We start from the raw sequence: 16696 nt of genomic DNA on the forward strand, positions 1-16696 counted from the left end.
GCTGGGCGATTCAGAGGCAGACCCACTGCGGCGTCGAGATTGAGCCGAGATGATCGAGATTTCGGGAGCACCGCCGTGTCGCCCTCTGCATGGCCCATGCTGGAGGGAGAAGGTTCGGCTGCAGTGACTGGCCCTGTCGAGACCGCTGGGAGGCACCCCTTGATGACCCGTGGCATTGTCGCAGGAGTGGACGGATCCCCCGAGAGCTTGGCTGCTGCGGAGTGGGCAGGCCGCGAGGCCGCGCTCCGTGCTCTGCCCCTTCGCATCGTGCATGCCTGGATCTGGCAGGACGGGGGCACTCCGATCGTCCAGGACAAGGAAGCGCAGGGCCGGTCTGCGCATGCCGTTCTGCGGGAGGCCGAGACACACGTGGCCACCACGAACCCGAATGTGCAGGTGACCGCCGAGCTGGTATCGGACACCGCAGTTGCCGCCCTGCTCTCCGAAGCCGAGCGGGCGAACATGCTGGTACTCGGCTCCCGCGGGCACGGGGCCATCGCCGGCTTCCTGCTCGGCTCCTACGGGCAGCAGGTCATCGCGGCATCTGCCTGCCCTGTGGTCTCCGTCCGCGCCCCTGAGAAGGACTCGGGCGAGACACCGGGGGAAGAGATCGTCGTTGGTCAGCAAGGCGACCGAGAAGACAGTGACCACGTACTCCAGTTCGCCTTCGAGGCCGCCGCCGCACGCGGCGCAACGCTGCGGGCCGTGCGTGCCTGGAGCCTGCCACCCGTCTTCGCCTACAGCCCCGGATCAATGCGTCTGGCCGACGAAGCCGGAGGGCTGGAACCGTTCGAGAAGCAAGCTCTGGAGCGCGCACTGAAGCCGTGGCGGGAGAAGTACCCCGACGTCACGGTGATCCCGCATGTGGAGCTGGGAAGTGCCGGACAGGTCCTGCTGTCAGCCGCCACCCGGGCACAGTTGCTCGTCCTCGGACGTCGGGTACGCCGCTCCCCGGTCGGTGGCCGTATCGGCTCAGCGGCCCACGCCGCCCTGCACCACGCCACCTGCCCCGTATCAGTGGTTCCGCACCCCTGAGAACCGCTGCCGATCAAACGGCCCACGCGTCGAGAGGGGTGCATGACGACAAAGCCGGCGTGTCAGCCGGTGCCTGCACCGGCTCGCGGTCAGGGCGTCGACGAAGGGCTGAGCGGCAGTGCCCGCGGCAGCGCGGCGACAGCATTCCTTCTTGCTGAAGATCTAGTACTGCAAACACAGTTGCTGTGACCGGCGGTCGGGCTGTTCGTTGGGCTGGGCTGAGGTCAGGAGGACAAAGCTGCCCGCTCGGATTCGGCCAGGAGAATGCAGAACTCGTTGTCTTCCGGGTCGGCGAGAACGACCCAGCCCCAGCCGTCGGGCTTGCGGTGATCGGCGACCAGGGAGGCGCCCAGCTTCAGCAGTCGCTCGACCTCTCCGTCGCGTGAGGTGTCCGGGCGCAGGCACAGATGGAGCCTGTTCTTGGCCGACTTCGGCTCCGGAACCTCGTTGAAGTGCAAGGCCGGACCGCCTGGCAGCATGATCTCCGTCTCGTTGTCACCCGGTTCGTCTTCGGGATCCAGCGGATGTCCGGTCACATCGCTCCAGAACCGCGCCAGTCGATAGGCGTTCGCACAGTCGACCGCTATGTTCGTCACCGTTGAAGGCATGCGCGCGATCATGTCGCAGCGGCGCACCGCCCGCCACCGGAATACGGCCGCCCCGCGGCCTACTACTGCGGCCCCGGAGTGTCTGCGGGACCTGTACGCGGAGCTGGACGACGCGCTGACGGCGTGGGGCGAGGTCGAGGTGGCGCCTCTCCGCCACTACATCGCCTACCGGGGGCTGGTAAACGTGGCATCGGTGATCTTCCGTCCGAAGCATGAAGTCACAGACGGCAAAGGTCACCTCACCGCGCCCCACCGCCACGGCGAGGTCGAGCTCACCCGCCAGAAGCTGGCCGTCTGGTACGCCGGAGGCTTCCGGACAGCCGCCGCGCACCTTGCCGGAGCCGCCGCCACCTCTGACGAAGCCCTCACCAAGCTGATCCGCGCCACGACAGATCACGAACCCTGGCTGCCCGACCACTTCTGACTGGCCCAGTGATACGGCGGCGAGCACGGGCTCGGTGGCCTGAAAGCCCGTTCCGCGCGCGCCCGTCACGGCGTAGAGGAAGATCGCGGAGTCCTGGGCCTCGGACGAGTGGTCAGAGCGGCTTGATGCGGGCCCTGAGCAGGCAGAACTCATTGCCCTCGGGGTCGGCCAGGACATGCCACGGCTCGTCCCCGGTCTGGCCGATGTCGGCTCGGCGGGCACCGAGCTTCAGGAGGCGTTCGAGCTCGGCGTCCTGGTCGCGGTCGGTGGGGTTGAGGTCGATGTGCAACCGGGACTTTCCCGGCTCCGGCTCGTCCCGGACGCTGAAGAAGATCGTGGGCTGCGGACCGCCGAACCCTTCCGGCGTCCCGATCTCCACGCAGCCCTCCTCGCGGCCGACCACGACGTAGTCCAGGACCTCGCACCAGAACTGCGCCAACAGTTCGGGGTCGCGGCAACCGAGCACAAGCTCACCGATACGACATGCCATAAAGACTCCTGCTCTGAGTTGGGGGCCCCACCGGGGCCACGTGCGTAGATCATGGGATCCCAGCCGCGGAGGCGACTTCGCGACCGTACCGAACGAGACGAGCATGGAAAAGATCTTTTCCATGCCCAGGCCCTGTCGGGGCGGCCGGGCCGTCGACGTCGAGCGCGGGAGGTCGCTCGGCACACCAGCGGATCACCAACTCGGTGCGGTCAACAGACGGCCCTTGCACCGAGCCCTGAGATCAGGCTGTTTCGTTTGGGTCATCGGGCGGGCCACAGGAAGATCCCCGCGACCGAGTTCGTCCCTGGTACGGCTGGGAGGTGTGAAGTTGTGTCACGCAGACGGAGAGGAAACTGACTGCAGTGGGCGGCCGCGGCGACGGACTGCGGCGGGACAGCAGGCATCCTGTCAGCGCGGCGGCGAGGCCTGTCAGCCCGGCCGCCGCGAAGCCGCCCGCCGGCACGGAGACGTCGATTGCCGCCCCGACGACCGGGGATCCGAGCGCGAAACCCGCACTCTGCGCCGAGGATTGCAGACCTGTCGCCTCACCCCGCACGCCGGCCGGCGCCAGTCGGCTCACCGCGTCGGCCACCGCGGAAAGGGTCGGCGCGGCGAGAAACCCGGTTCCGACAACGGCCACGCACAACCAGGGCCAGTCGTGGGCAAGCCCTGCGGGAATCGTCACGAGCCCGAGCAAGCCGAGCAGCAACCACGTGGGCACCGGCCGGGACAGCGCGCCGTGGATCAGCCCGCCGGCGACAGAGGTCACGCCGAGCACGGCCACGACCAGGGCGGCCCAGGACACCTGATCTGCTTCCTCGAGCGTGGCAACGATGGCGAGGTCGACGCCGCCGAGCAGCATCGTCGTACCGAACGCCATCGTCAGTACGGCCATCATGCCGACGCCCAGCCATTCCCGTCGCGGGGGCCGTCCGGAGGCGCCGGCATCCGCCTCGTCCTCGGCACGCAGCGGCGGGTTGAGCACGGCGATCCCGGTTCCGCCGACCACGATCGCGGCGCCGAGCCCCCACGCCACCACAGCCGGGGACGCCTTCGCGGCGCACAGGATCACGACCGCCGGGCCCACCATGTACGACAGTTCGCCCTGCACCGACTCCAGCGCGAACGCGGCCCGGCGCTGTTCCGCCGTCGTCATCGCGGCGATCGCCTGCCTGGTCACCGGCTGGACCGGCACCATCAGCAGACCCGCCGCAAAGGCGGTGCCCAGCAGGATCCCGTACGGCAGGACCGGCACGCTCAGCCAGAAGACGGCCTGCACGACGACAGTTGCCGGCAGCACCGTACGCAGGCCCCGCCGATCGATCATGCGGCCGAGCAGCGGCCCGCCCAGCGCCAGCCCGGTGGTCAGAGCCGCCGCGACACCACCGGCTGCCACGTAGCTCATCTTCAGGCCCAGCACGACATACAGCGTCAGTGCCATCACGTCAGCCGTGATCGCGGTACGGGCAAGAAAGGAAACGCCCAACAGCGATGCCATCCCTGGCACGGCAAGTATCCGTCGGTATCCGGTCACTCACGTGACGCTAGATCCTCCGTCAGGCCATAGGTAGTGGTTCATTTGCTGCTACCGACATAATGAATCATTATGGCCAGGGATCTTGAAACCACGTTGCTGCGGTCTTTCGTCACCATCGTGCAGGCAGGCAGCATCAGCCGCGCCGCGACCACGCTCGGACATACCCAGCCCGCGCTCAGCCAGCAGGTGCGCAAGCTCGAGAAGGCCATCGGGCGTCCACTGCTTCACCGATCACCGTCCGGTGTCTCGCTGACCCGGGCGGGCGAGGAGCTCCTGCCGTACGCCGAACGCATTCTCTCGCTCTCCGCACAGGCACTCACCGAAACCGGGCGCACGCTCACCGGCCGCTGCGGCGTCGGGCTGCTCGAAGACCTCGCCGCGTCCCAGCTTCCGCAGGCCCTCGCCGACCTCGCCCGGCTGCACCCCGGCGCGACCCTGGAGGTGCTCAGCATGTCCAACGCCGCGATGCGGGAGGCCTACGACACGGGCCGTGTCCAACTCGTGCTCAACGAGGTGCCGGCCATTCCCGGACCGCCCCACTGGACCGTACGCCGCCCGCTGGTCTGGGCGATCGGCCAGGGAGTGGACGTGACTGCCGATCCGCTGCCGGTGGTCCTGTTCTCGAACACGTGCTCCTGGCGTACGTCGGTGCTGGAAACCCTGGAACGCGCCGATCGGCCCTGGCGGGTGGCCTTCGAAAGCAACAGCCTGGTCAGTGTGCTCGCCGCGGTACGCGCCGGGCTCGGCGTCGCGGCGCTCATGCCCACGAACCTTGAACCGGCCATGGCCTGCCACGACGCGGACGCCCTCCCCACCCTGCCGGACGTCGAACTCGGCCTCGCACGGCACCCACGATCCGAAGGTGATCCGCTGATCGATGCCGTTGAGACCGCGCTGCGACGCAGGATCTGAGTTTCGCGGCCGGCCGGCGCGCCGGTTTACGTCCGACCCACAACAGGAGTCGGCCGGGCGCTGGGGCAGGTACGGCCAGAAGGTCATGGCGTGCCGACCGACAACACCTGGCTGGTCGAGGGGATGCAGAGGGACCGTGGGGAAGCCGGCTTCCATGAGCCAGCGGACGAATGTGACTGTGCGCGCCACGTCCTCGAGCGTCTCGATGCGTGCGGGATCGCCATATGACCTGTGTGCACAGAGGCCGCAGCCCCTCACGGGGGACGGACGCGGTGAAGGTGTACCGGCCGAGCACATCGGATCGGGACAGGCGGCGCAGCTCCTCTCTCCGTTTCGGACACGCAGGGTACGGAGAATGGGCGGCCACGTCTGAACGGCCTGCTCAGCCCAGCAAGCCTCAGCCGCACCTGGCGGTCGCAGCAACCACACGCTGGCTCGCCGGCGCCGCCGAAGCTCCTTCGGTCACCCGCCTCGTACGCGTGTGGACTCTTAACAAGCGCCACCCAGTGTTGGCGCTGCGCCGGCCGACTGGCGGGAGGGGAATACGCGTGGTCAGACGGATGGGTGCGGATCAGTTCGTGGCCCGCAGCGTGTCGCGATCGGGCTTCGGGAGCCACCAGTTGGCGCTCGGGAGGCGGTGCCAGTGGTGGGTCCGGGCGTAGGTGTGGATGAGTTCCAGGGCGCGGTTGAGGGCGCGGTGTGCCGTGGTGGTGTTCCAGACGGCGTGCCAGGGGTAGAGCGGGACGGGGTCGGTCAGGGGCCGGGCGGTGAGGCCGTCGGGGAGGTGCGCGGAGGTGCGGCCGAAGGCCGGGTGGCGGAGGGCCTGGACGGCGGCCAGAGCGGAGGTGCGGCCGTGACCGCGTACGTGTGTCGCCACCTTCAGGCCGAAGGCGGCGACGGCTTGGTCGACCCAGTCGTGCCACTCGGCGGACTCGTCCGCTGAGTGGATCAGGAGCGGGTGATCGGCGAGGGCGGCGAGAGGGACCTCGTCCCGGTCGGCGAGGGGGTGGTCGGCGGGGATGACGACGCCGATGGGGTCCAGGCCCACGGGCATGGTGGCGAGGGCGGCTCCGAGGGGGCGGCCGAGGCCGAAGGGGCGGCCGAAGGCGACGTCGAGGTCGCCGGTGAGGAGGCGGGGCAGTGCTGCGGCCATGCCGTGACTCTGGAGCACCTCGAACGGCAGGTCGGGGGCCTGGGTGCGCAGGTGATGGACGAGGAGCGTGGAGGGAAGGCCCTCGGCGACGACGTCGATGCGCAGGGGTGTGCAGGTGTGGGTGATCTCGTCGACCAAACGCTCGGCGTCGGCGAGGAGGCGTCGGCCGCGTTCGGCGAAGGTCTCGCCGGCGGGGGTGAGGGCGACGTGGCGGCGGTCGCGGGTGAACAGCGGGACGCCGAGTCGCTTCTCCAGGGTTCTGATCTGGGCGGAGAGGGTCTGCTGGGCGATGGTGAGCCGGTCCGCGGCCCGGCCGAAGTGGAGTTCGTCGGCGAGGGTGACGGCGTAGCGCACCTGGCGCAGGTCGAGGTCCACAAATCCTCACGGTAACAGTCTGAGGCTGTCACGTGTCCGATGATCGGTGTTGGACCGGCGGCACGCTGTGGTTGTTCACTCGTGGAGTGAAAGGCGCCGGAGGGGCGCAAACCAAAGGTGTCGTCCAGTATTTGATCGCTGCATCAAAGGCTGGTGGCGTGGCGAGCCAGTGGCCGCGCATACCTGCCGGCCCCGCGAGGTGCGGTGGGCGGTCGGGGCTGCGTCGCCGCCGTTCCTGGCACGGGTGTGGCAGGGCGGGGCCTCTTGTCGGCCCGAACCCCACGCCACGCTCACCTCTCACCCACCCACCCGATGGGGCGCCCGGCGTGTGCCGGCGCCCAAGGAGGAGTCACTGTATGTTCGCGAAGCACGTTCAGGGCCGGATCTCCCACCAGGCCCATGCCCGGGTGCCTCAGGGCACCTTCGAGGAGCACCACGGCCGTCAGGGGTTCGAGGGTGATGTCTCTCAGCTCTACCACGCCCACCCGACCACGGACTGGCTGCGGGTGGAGGGCCCGATCCGGCCACGCGGCGTCCAGCTCACCGACGTTCCCGCCGCCGATGAGCACGACGAGCGCGCCCTGCCCACGCCGCTGATGTTCAACGAGGACATCACGGTCTCGGTGTCGAAGCGAACGGCGCCGATGCCGTACTACTTCCGCAACACCGACGGCGACACCCTGTTGCTGGTCCAGTCGGGCAGTGGCGCCCTCGTCACCGACTACGGCACCCTCGCGTACGGGCCGCTGGAGTACCTGGTGATCCCCAAGGGCACCAACTACCGGATCGTCCCTGACCCCGAGACCGAGCAGCACGTCACCTACGTGGTGGAGACGCGGGAGCCCATCACGCTTCCCGAGCGGGGGCTGCTCGGGCACTTCCTGCCCTTCGACCGCGGCGTCCTCGACGTCCCCCGGCTCGACGCCGACATCACCGTCCCCTCCGCGCAGAACCCGGCCGGTGAGTGGGAGGTGCTCGTCCAGCGTACGGGCGAACTGTCGTCGATCTTCTACGCCTTCGACCCCGCCGACGTGGAAGGCTGGACCGGCACCCTGGCCCCCTTCCGGCTGCGCCTGGCGGACCTCCGCCCGCTCGCCTGCGAACGCCTTGAAATGCCGCCGGTGGCACACGCCACCTTCCAGGCCGGGCAGAACTGGTTCGTCACCATGGCACCCCGGCCCACCCAGACCGCGGACGATGCGGACAAGGCGCAGCCGGCCCATCGCAATGTCGACTACGACGAGCTGTTCGTCTTCCTCGGCACCGGCGACGGCGACGGCGGCCAGGCCGGTCCGCCGGCGGGGCTGGCGAGCGTCACACCGGCCGGAATGAACCACGGCCCCGACCAGGTCCGCCACGCCAACCCGCGCACCCGCCTGCCGTTCTACGTCTGGAACGTCGACACCGTCCGCCCCCTGCGCTGCACCGAAGCCTTCGAAGCCGTCGAGATACCCGACTTCGCCCGCCACGAGAGCTACCGCGGCTGACCCACGATGACCAACTGTCACTCCCCCACAGACCACCACGCGGGCAGCGTGCCGAGCGCGCCGCCGCCTGCGCGATGCGCAACGTCGCCGACCACGCCGCGCTCGACACTGCTCGCGCCCGTGCCGGCAACGACGCCGCCTCGGCTCGACCGGCCGTGTGCCGTTCTTCCGGGTCAGGCGATGGTGCCCACTGCGGCGAGGTCGAGGGCGATGTCGGTGATCATGTCTTCCTGACCGCCGACCAGCCCGCGGCGGCCGACCTCGATGAGGATCGCGCGGGCGTCGATGCCGTAGCGGTGGGCGGCCGTCTCGGCATGGCGCAGGAAGCTGGAGTACACGCCCGCGTAGCCGAGGGTGAGGGTCTCGCGGTCCACCCGCACTTCGCGGTCCTGGAGGGGGCGTACGACGTCGTCGGCGGCGTCCATCAGGGGGAACAGGTCGCAGCCGTGCTCCCAGCCCGTCAGTTCGGCGACCGCGACGAACGCCTCCAGGGGGCAGTTGCCCGCTCCGGCGCCCTGGCCGGCGAGGGAGGCGTCGACGCGGGTGACGCCGTTCTCGACAGCGACGACCGAGTTGGCCACGCCCAGCCCGAGGTTGTGGTGGGCGTGGATGCCCAGTTCGGTGGACGGGTCGAGGACGTCGCGGTAGGCGCGGACGCGGTCGCGTACGCCGTCCATGGTGAGGTGGCCGCCCGAGTCGGTGACGTAGACGCAGTTCGCGCCGTAGGACTCCATCAGCCCGGCCTGCCGGGCCAGTTCGGCGGGGTCGGCCATGTGCGACATCATCAGGAAGCCGGACACGTCCATGCCCAGGTCGCGGGCGGCGGCGATGTGCTGGGCGGAAAGGTCGGCCTCGGTGCAGTGGGTGGCGACACGCACCGAACGTATGCCGAGGGCGTGTGCTCGGCGCAGGTCGTACACGGTACCGATGCCGGGCAGGAGCAGGGTGGTGGGCACCGCGTGGGTCACGGCGTCGCAGACGGCCTCGATCCACTCCCAGTCCGTGTGGGCGCCGACGCCGTAGGTGATGCTGGAGCCGGACAGGCCGTCGCCGTGGGCGATCTCGATCGCGGCGACTCCGGCGGCGTCGAGTGCGGCGGCGATGGTGCGGGCCTGGTCGACGGTGTACCGGTGGCGGACGGCGTGCATCCCGTCCCTGAGGGTCACATCCTGCACGTACAGGGTCTTCGGCTGGGGCGCGGTCATGGGGAAACCACCTTCGTGGTGCGGTGGGCGGCCATGCGCTCGGCGGTGCGCAGGGCGGCCGAGGTCATGATGTCGAGGTTGCCGGCGTAGGCGGGCAGGTAGTGGGCGGCGCCCTCCACTTCGAGGAACACCGACACCTTGGTGGCCTGGCCGGACCGGGAGTCGGCCGGGATGAGGGAGCGCAGTGGGCTGTCGGTGCCGACGCGTTCGAACTGCACCTTCTGCTTGAGCCGATAGCCGGGGACATACGTCTGGACGCGCGCGGCCATCTCCTCCACGGAGGCGGTCACGGCGGCGTCGTCGCAGTCGCCGACGACGCAGTGCACGGTGTCCCGCATGATGAGGGGCGGTTCGGCGGAGTTGACGACCATGATGGCTTTGCCGCGGCCCGCGCCGCCGACCTGCTCGAGGGCCGACGAGGTGGTCTCGACGAATTCGTCGATGTTGGCCCGCGTGCCGGGGCCCGCCGAGCGGGAGGAGAGGGAGGCGACGATCTCCGCGTAGTGGACCGGGGTCACGGCGGCGACGGCGGCCACTACGGGGATGGTGGCCTGCCCGCCGCAGGTGACCATGTTGACGTTGGGCGCGTTCAGATGGGCGTCGCCGTTGACCGGCGGCACGACGTACGGGCCGAGCGCGGCGGGGGTGAGGTCGACGACCGTGCGGCCGAGTCGGCGCAGGACCTCGTCGTGGCGATGGTGCGCGCCGGCGGAGGTGGCGTCGAAGACGAGGGACACGTCCGCGAACTCGTCCAGCTCGACCAGGCCGTCCACGCCTTGGTGGGTGGTCGCGACCTTCAGCCGTCGGGCGCGGGCCAGACCGTCGGAGCCGGGGTCGATGCCGGCCATGGCGGCGACCTCCAGAGAGTCGGAGAGCCGCAGAGTTTTGATCATGAGGTCGGTGCCGATGTTGCCCGAGCCGATGACGGCGACCTTCGTGGTCATGCTCCGGTTCCTTCCGTGGTGGAGGCGGCGAACGCGGTGGTGACCGTGCCGAGTCCTTCGATGTGGGCGGTGAACTCATCGCCTTCGGCGGCGACGGCCATCGGGCCGAGCGCGCCGGTCAGGACGATGTCGCCGGCCCGCAGCGGCTCACCCAGGCCGGCGAGTGTGGAGGCGAGCCAGAGGGCGGCGGTGAGCGGGCTGCCCAGGCAGTCGGCGCCGGTGCCCCGTGAGACGGTCTCGCCGTTCCTGGTCAGGGTCATCCGTACGTCGCGCAGATCGACCCGGTCCAGGGGTACGGGGGTGCCGCCGAGGACGAACAGGCCGCAGGAGGCGTTGTCGGCGACCGTATCGACGATGCTGATGTCCCAGTCGGCGATGCGGCTGTCGACGATCTCCAGCGCGGGCAGGGCGAACGCCGTGGCACGCAGCAGGTCGGCGACGGTCGGGTCCCGGTGCGGCAGGTCCGCGGCGAGCACCAGGGCGGCCTCCGCCTCGATCTTCGGCTGCAGCAGCCGGCCGGGGGCGATCGGCTGCCCCTCGGGCACCGCCATGTCGGCGAACAGGGCGCCGAAGTCGGGCTGGTCGACGCCGAGCTGGCGTTGCACGGCGGGCGAGGTCAGGCCGATCTTCCGGCCTGTCAGGCGCCGGCCGGCGGCGATGCCGCGCTCGACGTTCCGGCGCTGCACCGCGTAGGCGGCCTCGATGTCCGCCTCGGGCAGCAGATGACGCACCGGGGGGCACGGAACACCGGCGCGGGCGGCTTCGTCCAGGACGGCCGCCACCTCGGCCACCGGACCTGCGGGCTCGTGGGCGTTCATGCTTCACCCCTGTCGGGAGCAGTGGGAAGGGGCTGCGGGATGGGCATGCGGGTTACCTCCGGAAGGGAACGGAGCTGGTGAGGGGGCTCGGTACGGGCGGGCCGGCCGACGCTGTGACGCATGCCGGGTACAGACGCGCGTCGTGAGCAACGGATCGGGCGATGGACCGGTCAGTCGTCGGGAATGCCTGCGCCGCTCAGCGACGCGACCGTGCTCTCCGGGCGTCCCAGGGAGCGGGCCCCGGCCTGGAACTGGGCGAGTTTGTCGATGATGGTCTGGCCGACCGGGAGGTGGCCCCAGATGCTGATGCCCTGGTGAGTGGTGGGCTCCCAGGTGGTCTCGTCGACGACGACTGGGTTCCAGCCGACCTCCCACTCGAAGCCCGATGGGGTGCGGGCGTAGTAGGAGAGTTCCTTGTCGTTGGTGTGCTGGCCGACGGACAGGGCCATGTCGAAGCCGAGTTCGTGCACGCGCTGGTAGCTCTGGGCCACGTCGTCGAGGGTGGCGGCCTGGATGTTGAGGTGCTGCACGCGGGTGCGGATCGGGTCGATCGACAGGCCGCCGCGGGTGGCGGCGATCGCGATGGAGTGGTGGCGTTCGTTGACGCGCAGGAAGCGGATCTTGAGTTTGACGCCGCTGATGGTCTCGTCGATGTAGTCGGTCAGGCGGGCGTCGAAGACGGTGTTGAAGTAACCCCGGGTCTGCGCCGGCTTGGTGGAGGTCAGCGCGATGTGGCCCATGCCGCCCTCGCCGGTGACGAAGCCTGAGGCGAGCATGCGCAGGGGCTCGGCCGACGTCACCGGGGTGGTGCAGATCTCCTGTGTGATGCCCTTGGGGCCGGGGAAACGCAGCAGGCGCTCGACGCCGCGCAGGGCTGCCTCCTCGTCGGTGCCGACGGCGAGGGGGACGCCGTGGGCACGGATGCGGGCCTCGATGCGATCGAAGGTGGCGTGGTCGTCGACGTGCCAGCCGGTGGCGACGACGTCCTCGGCGGGACCGCGCCGGATGAGGAAGCGGCATTCCTGGTCGTCGAGGCGGAAGCGCATCAGGTCGCGGGAGAGGGCGTCGTGGTGCATGCCGATGGCGTCGGTGCCGAAGCGGCGCCAGTCGGCGAAGCGGTTCGTCTCGATGACGATGTATCCGAGATGGACGGCACCGAAGACGGACGGGGCGTCATGTGTGCTCATCGGCGGCCGGCCAGGAAGTCGGCACACAGGCGGTTGAACAGGTCGGTGCGCTCGTACTGCACCCAGTGCCCGGTGTTGGCGACGAGGTACAGGTCGCAGTTGGGCATGCGGTCGGCCAGCATCCGGCCGCCGGACGGCCGGTTGACCTTGTCCTCCGCGCCCCACAGGACGAGGGTGGGCACGGGCAGCCGGTTCAGGCGCGGGTCGCGGGTGAAGTCCATCTTCCACAGGGTGCGCAGCCCGGCGGGGCGTTGCAGCGGCGGAGAGGCGATCACCTCGGGGTCGATGCTGGCCTGGTAGCGCTCCTCGATGGCGGAGTCCGGGACCTCGGCGGCGTTGAAGACGAGGTAGTTGCGGATGAACGTCTCCAGCTTCAGCCGCGAGGGTCCGTCGCCGGTGTAGTAGCCCAGCAGGTTGTTGAGTCCGGGAGTGGGCAGGGCTCGGGTGTTGCCGATGCCGCCGGGGCCCATCAGCACCATGCGGTCGACCCGGTCAGGGGTGTCCAGGGCCAGCCGCAGGGCGCAGGCGCCGCCGTAGGAGTTGCCGACCAGATGGGCCTTGTCCAGGCCGAGTGCGTCCATCAGGCCGCGGATGCCGTCGGCCAGGTAGCCGAAGGGGTCGCTGCCGTCGACGCCCTTGGTGCTGCGTCCGTAGCCGGGCAGGTCGGGCACGATGACCCGGTACTCCTTGGCCAACTCGGCGATGTTGCGCGCGTAGTTGGATACACCGGAGGCGCCGGGGCCGCCGCCGTGCAGCAGCAGCACGGGCGGGCCGTCGCCCGCCTCCGCGGCGAAGATCTTCCTTCCGCCGATGTCGTACGTCGTCTCCTGCATCGTCGGCAGGTCGGCATGCGGAGTCATGGTGTCGGTCCTCACTGGGTGCCGTTCGTGGTCGGGCGGGGTGCGGCTGCTGGGGCCAAGCCCGCTGAGGGAGGGGTCGGGGGTACGGCGGCGGCTGCGTGGACAGGCGTGGGGCCGCAGGGCGAATGCGGCCGTGCGGCGGGTGGCCAGCCAGGGGCGCAAGACACTTCCCTGGCCGTCCGCGGCCGGGGCTCAGTAGCCGGACTCGTTGAGGTGGACCGGACGCGAGACGAAACCTCGGCGTCGCGCTCCGGGGCGGCGGTCCTGGGGTTCGGCGTGGCCTGCGCGGATGCGTGGAACGAGACCGCCTATCGATCACTAGAGGGCGTACGGGCCGAACCGGCCCCAGGCCACGACAGCCGCGAGCACGAGCAGCACCAGATTCACGGCGATCATCTGCGACTCGCTGCGACGGGCATGCACACCGAGGGCGCCGAGCATGACCAGCGCCAGACCAAGGGCCGCCAAGGGTGCCAGCACCGGTGCGATGCCGAGCGCGGGCGGCAGAACCAGACCCAACGCGGCCAGCACCTCCACGCTTCCGATCAGCTTCACCGTCCCGGCGCTCACACCCTCGGTCCAGCCCATACCCGAGGCCGCCAGCTTCTGCTTCGGCTGGGACAGCTTCATCGCCCCGGCCGCAAGGAACCCCGCAGCGAGCACACCCGCGAGGACCCACAACAGAACGTTCATCATGATCAACACCTTTCAATGACTTAATTCATTAAGTGAAGACTAGAGCTCATTCACTTCAAGATGCAAGTCATCCGTCAAGTTGATCACTTCACGTGTGAAGCTATACTCGCGAGCATGGAGACCCCGCAGGAACCCCGCTGGCTGGACAATGAGGAAGATCAGGCATGGATTGCGCTCAGCAGCATGCTGATGCGGCTCCCCGCGGCACTGGACACGCAGCTACAGCGCGACGCCGGCCTGAGTCACTTCGAGTACCAGGTGATGGCCGGGCTTTCCATGGTCCCCGAGCGCACCCTGCGGATGAGCGAGCTCGCCGCGTTCGTGGAGGGTTCCCTTCCACGGCTGTCCCAGGTCGTCGGGCGGCTGGAGAAGCGCGGCTGGGTACGCCGTAATCCCGACCCCGCCGACGGCCGCTACACCGTGGCCACCCTCACCGACGACGGTTTCGACAAGGTGGTCGCCACCGCCCCCGGACACGTGGAGGCCGTGCGCAGCTATGTCTTCGACGCACTCACCAAGGCGCAGGTCCGCCAGCTGACCACGATCGGCCGCCGCATCGTCGGCGCCGTCGACCCCCATCACCCGCTCGTCACCGGAACGCTGGACCGGCTACGCCCCGAGAAGTAGCACCACCTCGGAAGCGGGGCGGCGGCGAGGGCGAGGCTGGGGTTTCGCCGACCCCGCCCACTTCAGCCGCCTGTTCCGGGCCACCTACGAGATACCGCCGCGGGACTACGGAAACCTGCCGCCCCAGTCGTGCGCGATTCGTCAACAGCCCTGCGCGGACTGACAAGGCCGCACAGTGGCCACTGGGCGGACTGGGACTGCCAGGAGGGCGGAGTCTTCTCCGACTACAAGCTCTGGCTGCAGACCCGCTGAGCACCGCGCGGCCAGGTCCGGGCGTGCGGAGTGCGCGCCCGGCCCTGACCACCCGTCAAGGCCCACCGGACGGGCAGGGAACGTTCACTGGCGATCGTCGCGCAGTCATGGCCCGAGCTTCGGGCGGGTCATCGGGTCGGTGGCGCCCGAGAACTCCCAGTCGTCGGCCCAGCCGATGATGTGCCCACCGACCGCTTCAGCCGCGACCAGGACGTCTTCCCGCCGGCGTTCCGCTGACGAGGTGGCCGGCTTCATCCGGGACAGGCTGCGCACACCGAGTGGTCGGGCCGGGGCACGGTGAAGTCTGTCGTCATGAGGTGAGTTTCGCCAAAGACCGGCCGAGAACGGATTCCTACTCCATCTGTGTGCTGAACGGCTGTGCCGGGCCGTCACGCGGCTTGCACTCCTCAGACCGTGAAAGAGTCGGCGCACCGAACGAGGACTCGCTGTCGCGACAGCAGGAGAGCGAACCAGGCCGGCCTGGAGAAGCCCGGCCTTCTGCAGGGATCAGCTGTATGCGCGGCCAGTGCTCGCTGCCTCATGGGACATGCCGGAGCCGGCGGGAGAAGAGGGCAGGCGTTGAGTACCGATCAGATCCTGTTCGGGGTGGGCCTGATCCTGGTGCTCGCCGTGGGCTCGCAGGTACTGGCGAGCCTGCTGCGTATCCCGGCGCTGATCGTCCTCCTCCCGGCGGGGTTCACCGCCGGAGCGCTCACGAGCAACGTCGATCCCGAACGGCTGCTGGGCCCGGCGTTCCAACCGCTGGTCTCACTGGCCGTTGCGCTGATCCTCTACGACTCCGGACTGGGCCTGCAGTGGGGCAAGATGCGCGGGCGTGCCCGTCGCGTGGCACCACGCCTGGTGATCTGGGGAGTGCCGGTCACGTTCGCACTCACCGCCGTGTTCGCCGGCCCGCTGCTGGGCATGTCGGCCAAAGCGTCGTTGATGACCGGCGCGATCCTGGTGGTGTCCGGGCCAACAGTGGTGGGCCCGTTGCTGACCTTCATCCGGCCGACCGAAAGCGTCCAGCGGATCCTGTCCTGGGAGGGCTCACTGATCGACCCGGTCGGCGGCGTCCTGGGCGCCGTGGTGTTCGCCGAGGTACTGTCGAGCACCCACCACGGACCCGGCCACCTGCTCGGGCAATTCTTCCTGTCCATCGGCATCGGCGTGGCCGGCGCACTGGTCGGCCTCGCGGTGCTGTGGTTCTGCCTGTGCAAGCTCAAGCTGGACGACCTGCTCCGCGCCACCAGTCAACTCGCATGCGTGGTGGCTGTGGCGGCCGTTTGCAACATCTTCCGTGACGACTCCGGGCTCACCGCCGCCATCCTCATGGGTATTGCGGTCGTCAACCTGCCCGGCTTCGACATCCCAACCCGGCGGCCGCTGTCCGAGACCTTGGTGCAATTGCTCATCGGCGTCCTGTTCGTGTCCATCTCGGCCACCGTCACCCCCGAGTCGCTGCACGGCCTTCTGCTACCCACCGTCGGCCTGGTGGCCGTCCTGGTGCTGGTGATCCGCCCGCTGGTGGCTTTCGCCGCCACCATCGGGACTGGGCTGACCAGGGGGGAGCGCCTGTTCCTCAGCTGGATGGCACCGCGAGGCATCGTCGCCGCGGCCACCGCGTCGACCTTCTCGGCCCAACTGGTTGCCCAACACATCGGCGGCGCGTCCAAGATCCTTCCGGTCACTTTCCTGGTCATCATCGCGACCGTCGCCCTCTACGGCCTGACCGGCGTCCCGGTGGCCCGCCGCCTCGGCGTCACCCACCCCCCGCAGCCGACGCAGTAATCAGCGGCTACCCGTGGGGTATCGACTTGGCCGGGGAGGCGCCCTCTGGACGCAAGGGGCACGCACCCACCGCCATTTCGGGGTCGGCGGCGAACGCCGCTCGTCCCTCGTCGAAGATCCGCGGCAGGTCCAGCAGCAGCCGGTGCTTGTGCGGATCGTCCCTGAAAACGACGCAGGGCCCGAGGGAAGGGGCTCGTCCCCGCGGGTGCGGGGAGCGGAACCGGCCGCCGCACCTGTCGCACTGCAACCCGGGCTCATCCCCGCGGGTGCGGCAGTACATGCCACTGAAAGGCAC

Annotated in this window: 18 protein-coding genes; 7 read left to right on the forward strand and 11 right to left on the reverse strand. The window is 69.6% G+C overall.

What is annotated here, in order from left to right:
* The first annotated feature begins 162 nt into the window (after positions 1-162).
* Positions 163-1035, forward strand: a complete 873-nt coding sequence (locus tag ABT112_RS21565; RefSeq protein ID WP_351511925.1) for a universal stress protein — start codon at positions 163-165, stop codon at positions 1033-1035.
* A 224-nt stretch (positions 1036-1259) separates the two neighbouring features.
* On the opposite strand, the gene ABT112_RS21570 is transcribed toward ABT112_RS21565, so the two are convergent.
* Positions 1260-1643, reverse strand: coding sequence for a VOC family protein (locus ABT112_RS21570; RefSeq protein ID WP_351511926.1), 384 nt, complete (start codon positions 1641-1643; stop codon positions 1260-1262).
* Here ABT112_RS21570 and ABT112_RS21575 point away from each other — a divergent pair.
* Positions 1642-2067, forward strand: coding sequence for a sterol carrier protein domain-containing protein (locus tag ABT112_RS21575; protein WP_351511928.1), 426 nt, complete (start codon positions 1642-1644; stop codon positions 2065-2067). The genes ABT112_RS21570 and ABT112_RS21575 overlap by 2 nt on opposite strands.
* A gap of 112 nt (positions 2068-2179) precedes the next feature.
* On the opposite strand, the gene ABT112_RS21580 is transcribed toward ABT112_RS21575, so the two are convergent.
* Positions 2180-2557 (reverse strand): VOC family protein, encoded by a 378-nt coding sequence (locus ABT112_RS21580; protein WP_351511930.1) that lies wholly within the window; start codon positions 2555-2557, stop codon positions 2180-2182.
* Positions 2558-2798: 241 nt separating this feature from the next.
* A complete protein-coding gene (locus ABT112_RS21585; protein ID WP_351511931.1) occupies positions 2799-4055 on the reverse strand; it encodes an MFS transporter in 1257 nt (418 codons plus the stop codon).
* A gap of 108 nt (positions 4056-4163) precedes the next feature.
* Between ABT112_RS21585 and ABT112_RS21590 the strand changes: the two genes are divergently transcribed.
* Complete coding sequence (locus ABT112_RS21590) at positions 4164-5006, forward strand: LysR family transcriptional regulator (RefSeq protein WP_351511933.1); 843 nt, start codon at positions 4164-4166, stop codon at positions 5004-5006.
* A 571-nt stretch (positions 5007-5577) separates the two neighbouring features.
* On the opposite strand, the gene ABT112_RS21595 is transcribed toward ABT112_RS21590, so the two are convergent.
* Positions 5578-6534 (reverse strand): LysR family transcriptional regulator, encoded by a 957-nt coding sequence (locus tag ABT112_RS21595; protein WP_351511935.1) that lies wholly within the window; start codon positions 6532-6534, stop codon positions 5578-5580.
* A 356-nt stretch (positions 6535-6890) separates the two neighbouring features.
* On the opposite strand from ABT112_RS21595, the gene ABT112_RS21600 reads away from it, so the two are divergent.
* Positions 6891-8021, forward strand: coding sequence for a homogentisate 1,2-dioxygenase (locus tag ABT112_RS21600; RefSeq protein WP_351511937.1), 1131 nt, complete (start codon positions 6891-6893; stop codon positions 8019-8021).
* A 173-nt stretch (positions 8022-8194) separates the two neighbouring features.
* Here ABT112_RS21600 and dmpG read toward each other — a convergent pair whose 3' ends face one another.
* The 6 genes from dmpG to ABT112_RS21630 all read right to left on the reverse strand — a co-directional run bounded on the left by dmpG (position 8195) and on the right by ABT112_RS21630 (position 13731).
* Positions 8195-9226: a 4-hydroxy-2-oxovalerate aldolase gene (gene dmpG, locus ABT112_RS21605; RefSeq protein WP_351511939.1), complete on the reverse strand. Its 1032-nt coding sequence runs from the start codon at positions 9224-9226 to the stop codon at positions 8195-8197.
* On the reverse strand, positions 9223-10170 hold the full coding sequence (locus ABT112_RS21610; protein WP_351511941.1) for an acetaldehyde dehydrogenase (acetylating): 948 nt from the start codon (positions 10168-10170) through the stop codon (positions 9223-9225). Before ABT112_RS21610 ends, dmpG begins: the two co-directional genes overlap by 4 nt.
* On the reverse strand, positions 10167-10988 hold the full coding sequence (gene mhpD / locus ABT112_RS21615; RefSeq protein WP_351511943.1) for a 2-keto-4-pentenoate hydratase: 822 nt from the start codon (positions 10986-10988) through the stop codon (positions 10167-10169). The genes ABT112_RS21610 and mhpD overlap by 4 nt, the downstream gene beginning before the upstream one ends.
* Before the next feature lie 170 nt (positions 10989-11158).
* Positions 11159-12175, reverse strand: coding sequence for a VOC family protein (locus ABT112_RS21620; protein ID WP_351511945.1), 1017 nt, complete (start codon positions 12173-12175; stop codon positions 11159-11161).
* The gene (locus ABT112_RS21625) at positions 12172-13035 is read right to left on the reverse strand and encodes an alpha/beta fold hydrolase (RefSeq protein WP_351511947.1); all 864 of its coding nucleotides are present in this window, start codon (positions 13033-13035) and stop codon (positions 12172-12174) included. The genes ABT112_RS21620 and ABT112_RS21625 overlap by 4 nt, the downstream gene beginning before the upstream one ends.
* A gap of 318 nt (positions 13036-13353) precedes the next feature.
* Positions 13354-13731, reverse strand: coding sequence for a DoxX family protein (locus ABT112_RS21630; RefSeq protein WP_351511949.1), 378 nt, complete (start codon positions 13729-13731; stop codon positions 13354-13356).
* 114 nt (positions 13732-13845) lie between these two features.
* Between ABT112_RS21630 and ABT112_RS21635 the strand changes: the two genes are divergently transcribed.
* Together ABT112_RS21635 and ABT112_RS21640 are read left to right on the forward strand one after the other, a co-directional pair.
* On the forward strand, positions 13846-14358 hold the full coding sequence (locus ABT112_RS21635; protein WP_351511951.1) for a MarR family winged helix-turn-helix transcriptional regulator: 513 nt from the start codon (positions 13846-13848) through the stop codon (positions 14356-14358).
* 129 nt (positions 14359-14487) lie between these two features.
* The gene (locus ABT112_RS21640) at positions 14488-14610 is read left to right on the forward strand and encodes a hypothetical protein (RefSeq protein ID WP_351511952.1); all 123 of its coding nucleotides are present in this window, start codon (positions 14488-14490) and stop codon (positions 14608-14610) included.
* A 105-nt stretch (positions 14611-14715) separates the two neighbouring features.
* Here ABT112_RS21640 and ABT112_RS21645 read toward each other — a convergent pair whose 3' ends face one another.
* A complete protein-coding gene (locus tag ABT112_RS21645) occupies positions 14716-14865 on the reverse strand; it encodes a hypothetical protein (RefSeq protein ID WP_351511954.1) in 150 nt (49 codons plus the stop codon).
* A 324-nt stretch (positions 14866-15189) separates the two neighbouring features.
* Between ABT112_RS21645 and ABT112_RS21650 the strand changes: the two genes are divergently transcribed.
* A complete protein-coding gene (locus ABT112_RS21650; RefSeq protein ID WP_351511956.1) occupies positions 15190-16401 on the forward strand; it encodes a cation:proton antiporter in 1212 nt (403 codons plus the stop codon).
* The last annotated feature ends 295 nt before the right edge of the window (positions 16402-16696 follow it).

This window comes from Streptomyces sp. NPDC002055, from assembly GCF_040296705.1.
Taxonomy (GTDB): Bacteria; Actinomycetota; Actinomycetes; order Streptomycetales; family Streptomycetaceae; genus Streptomyces.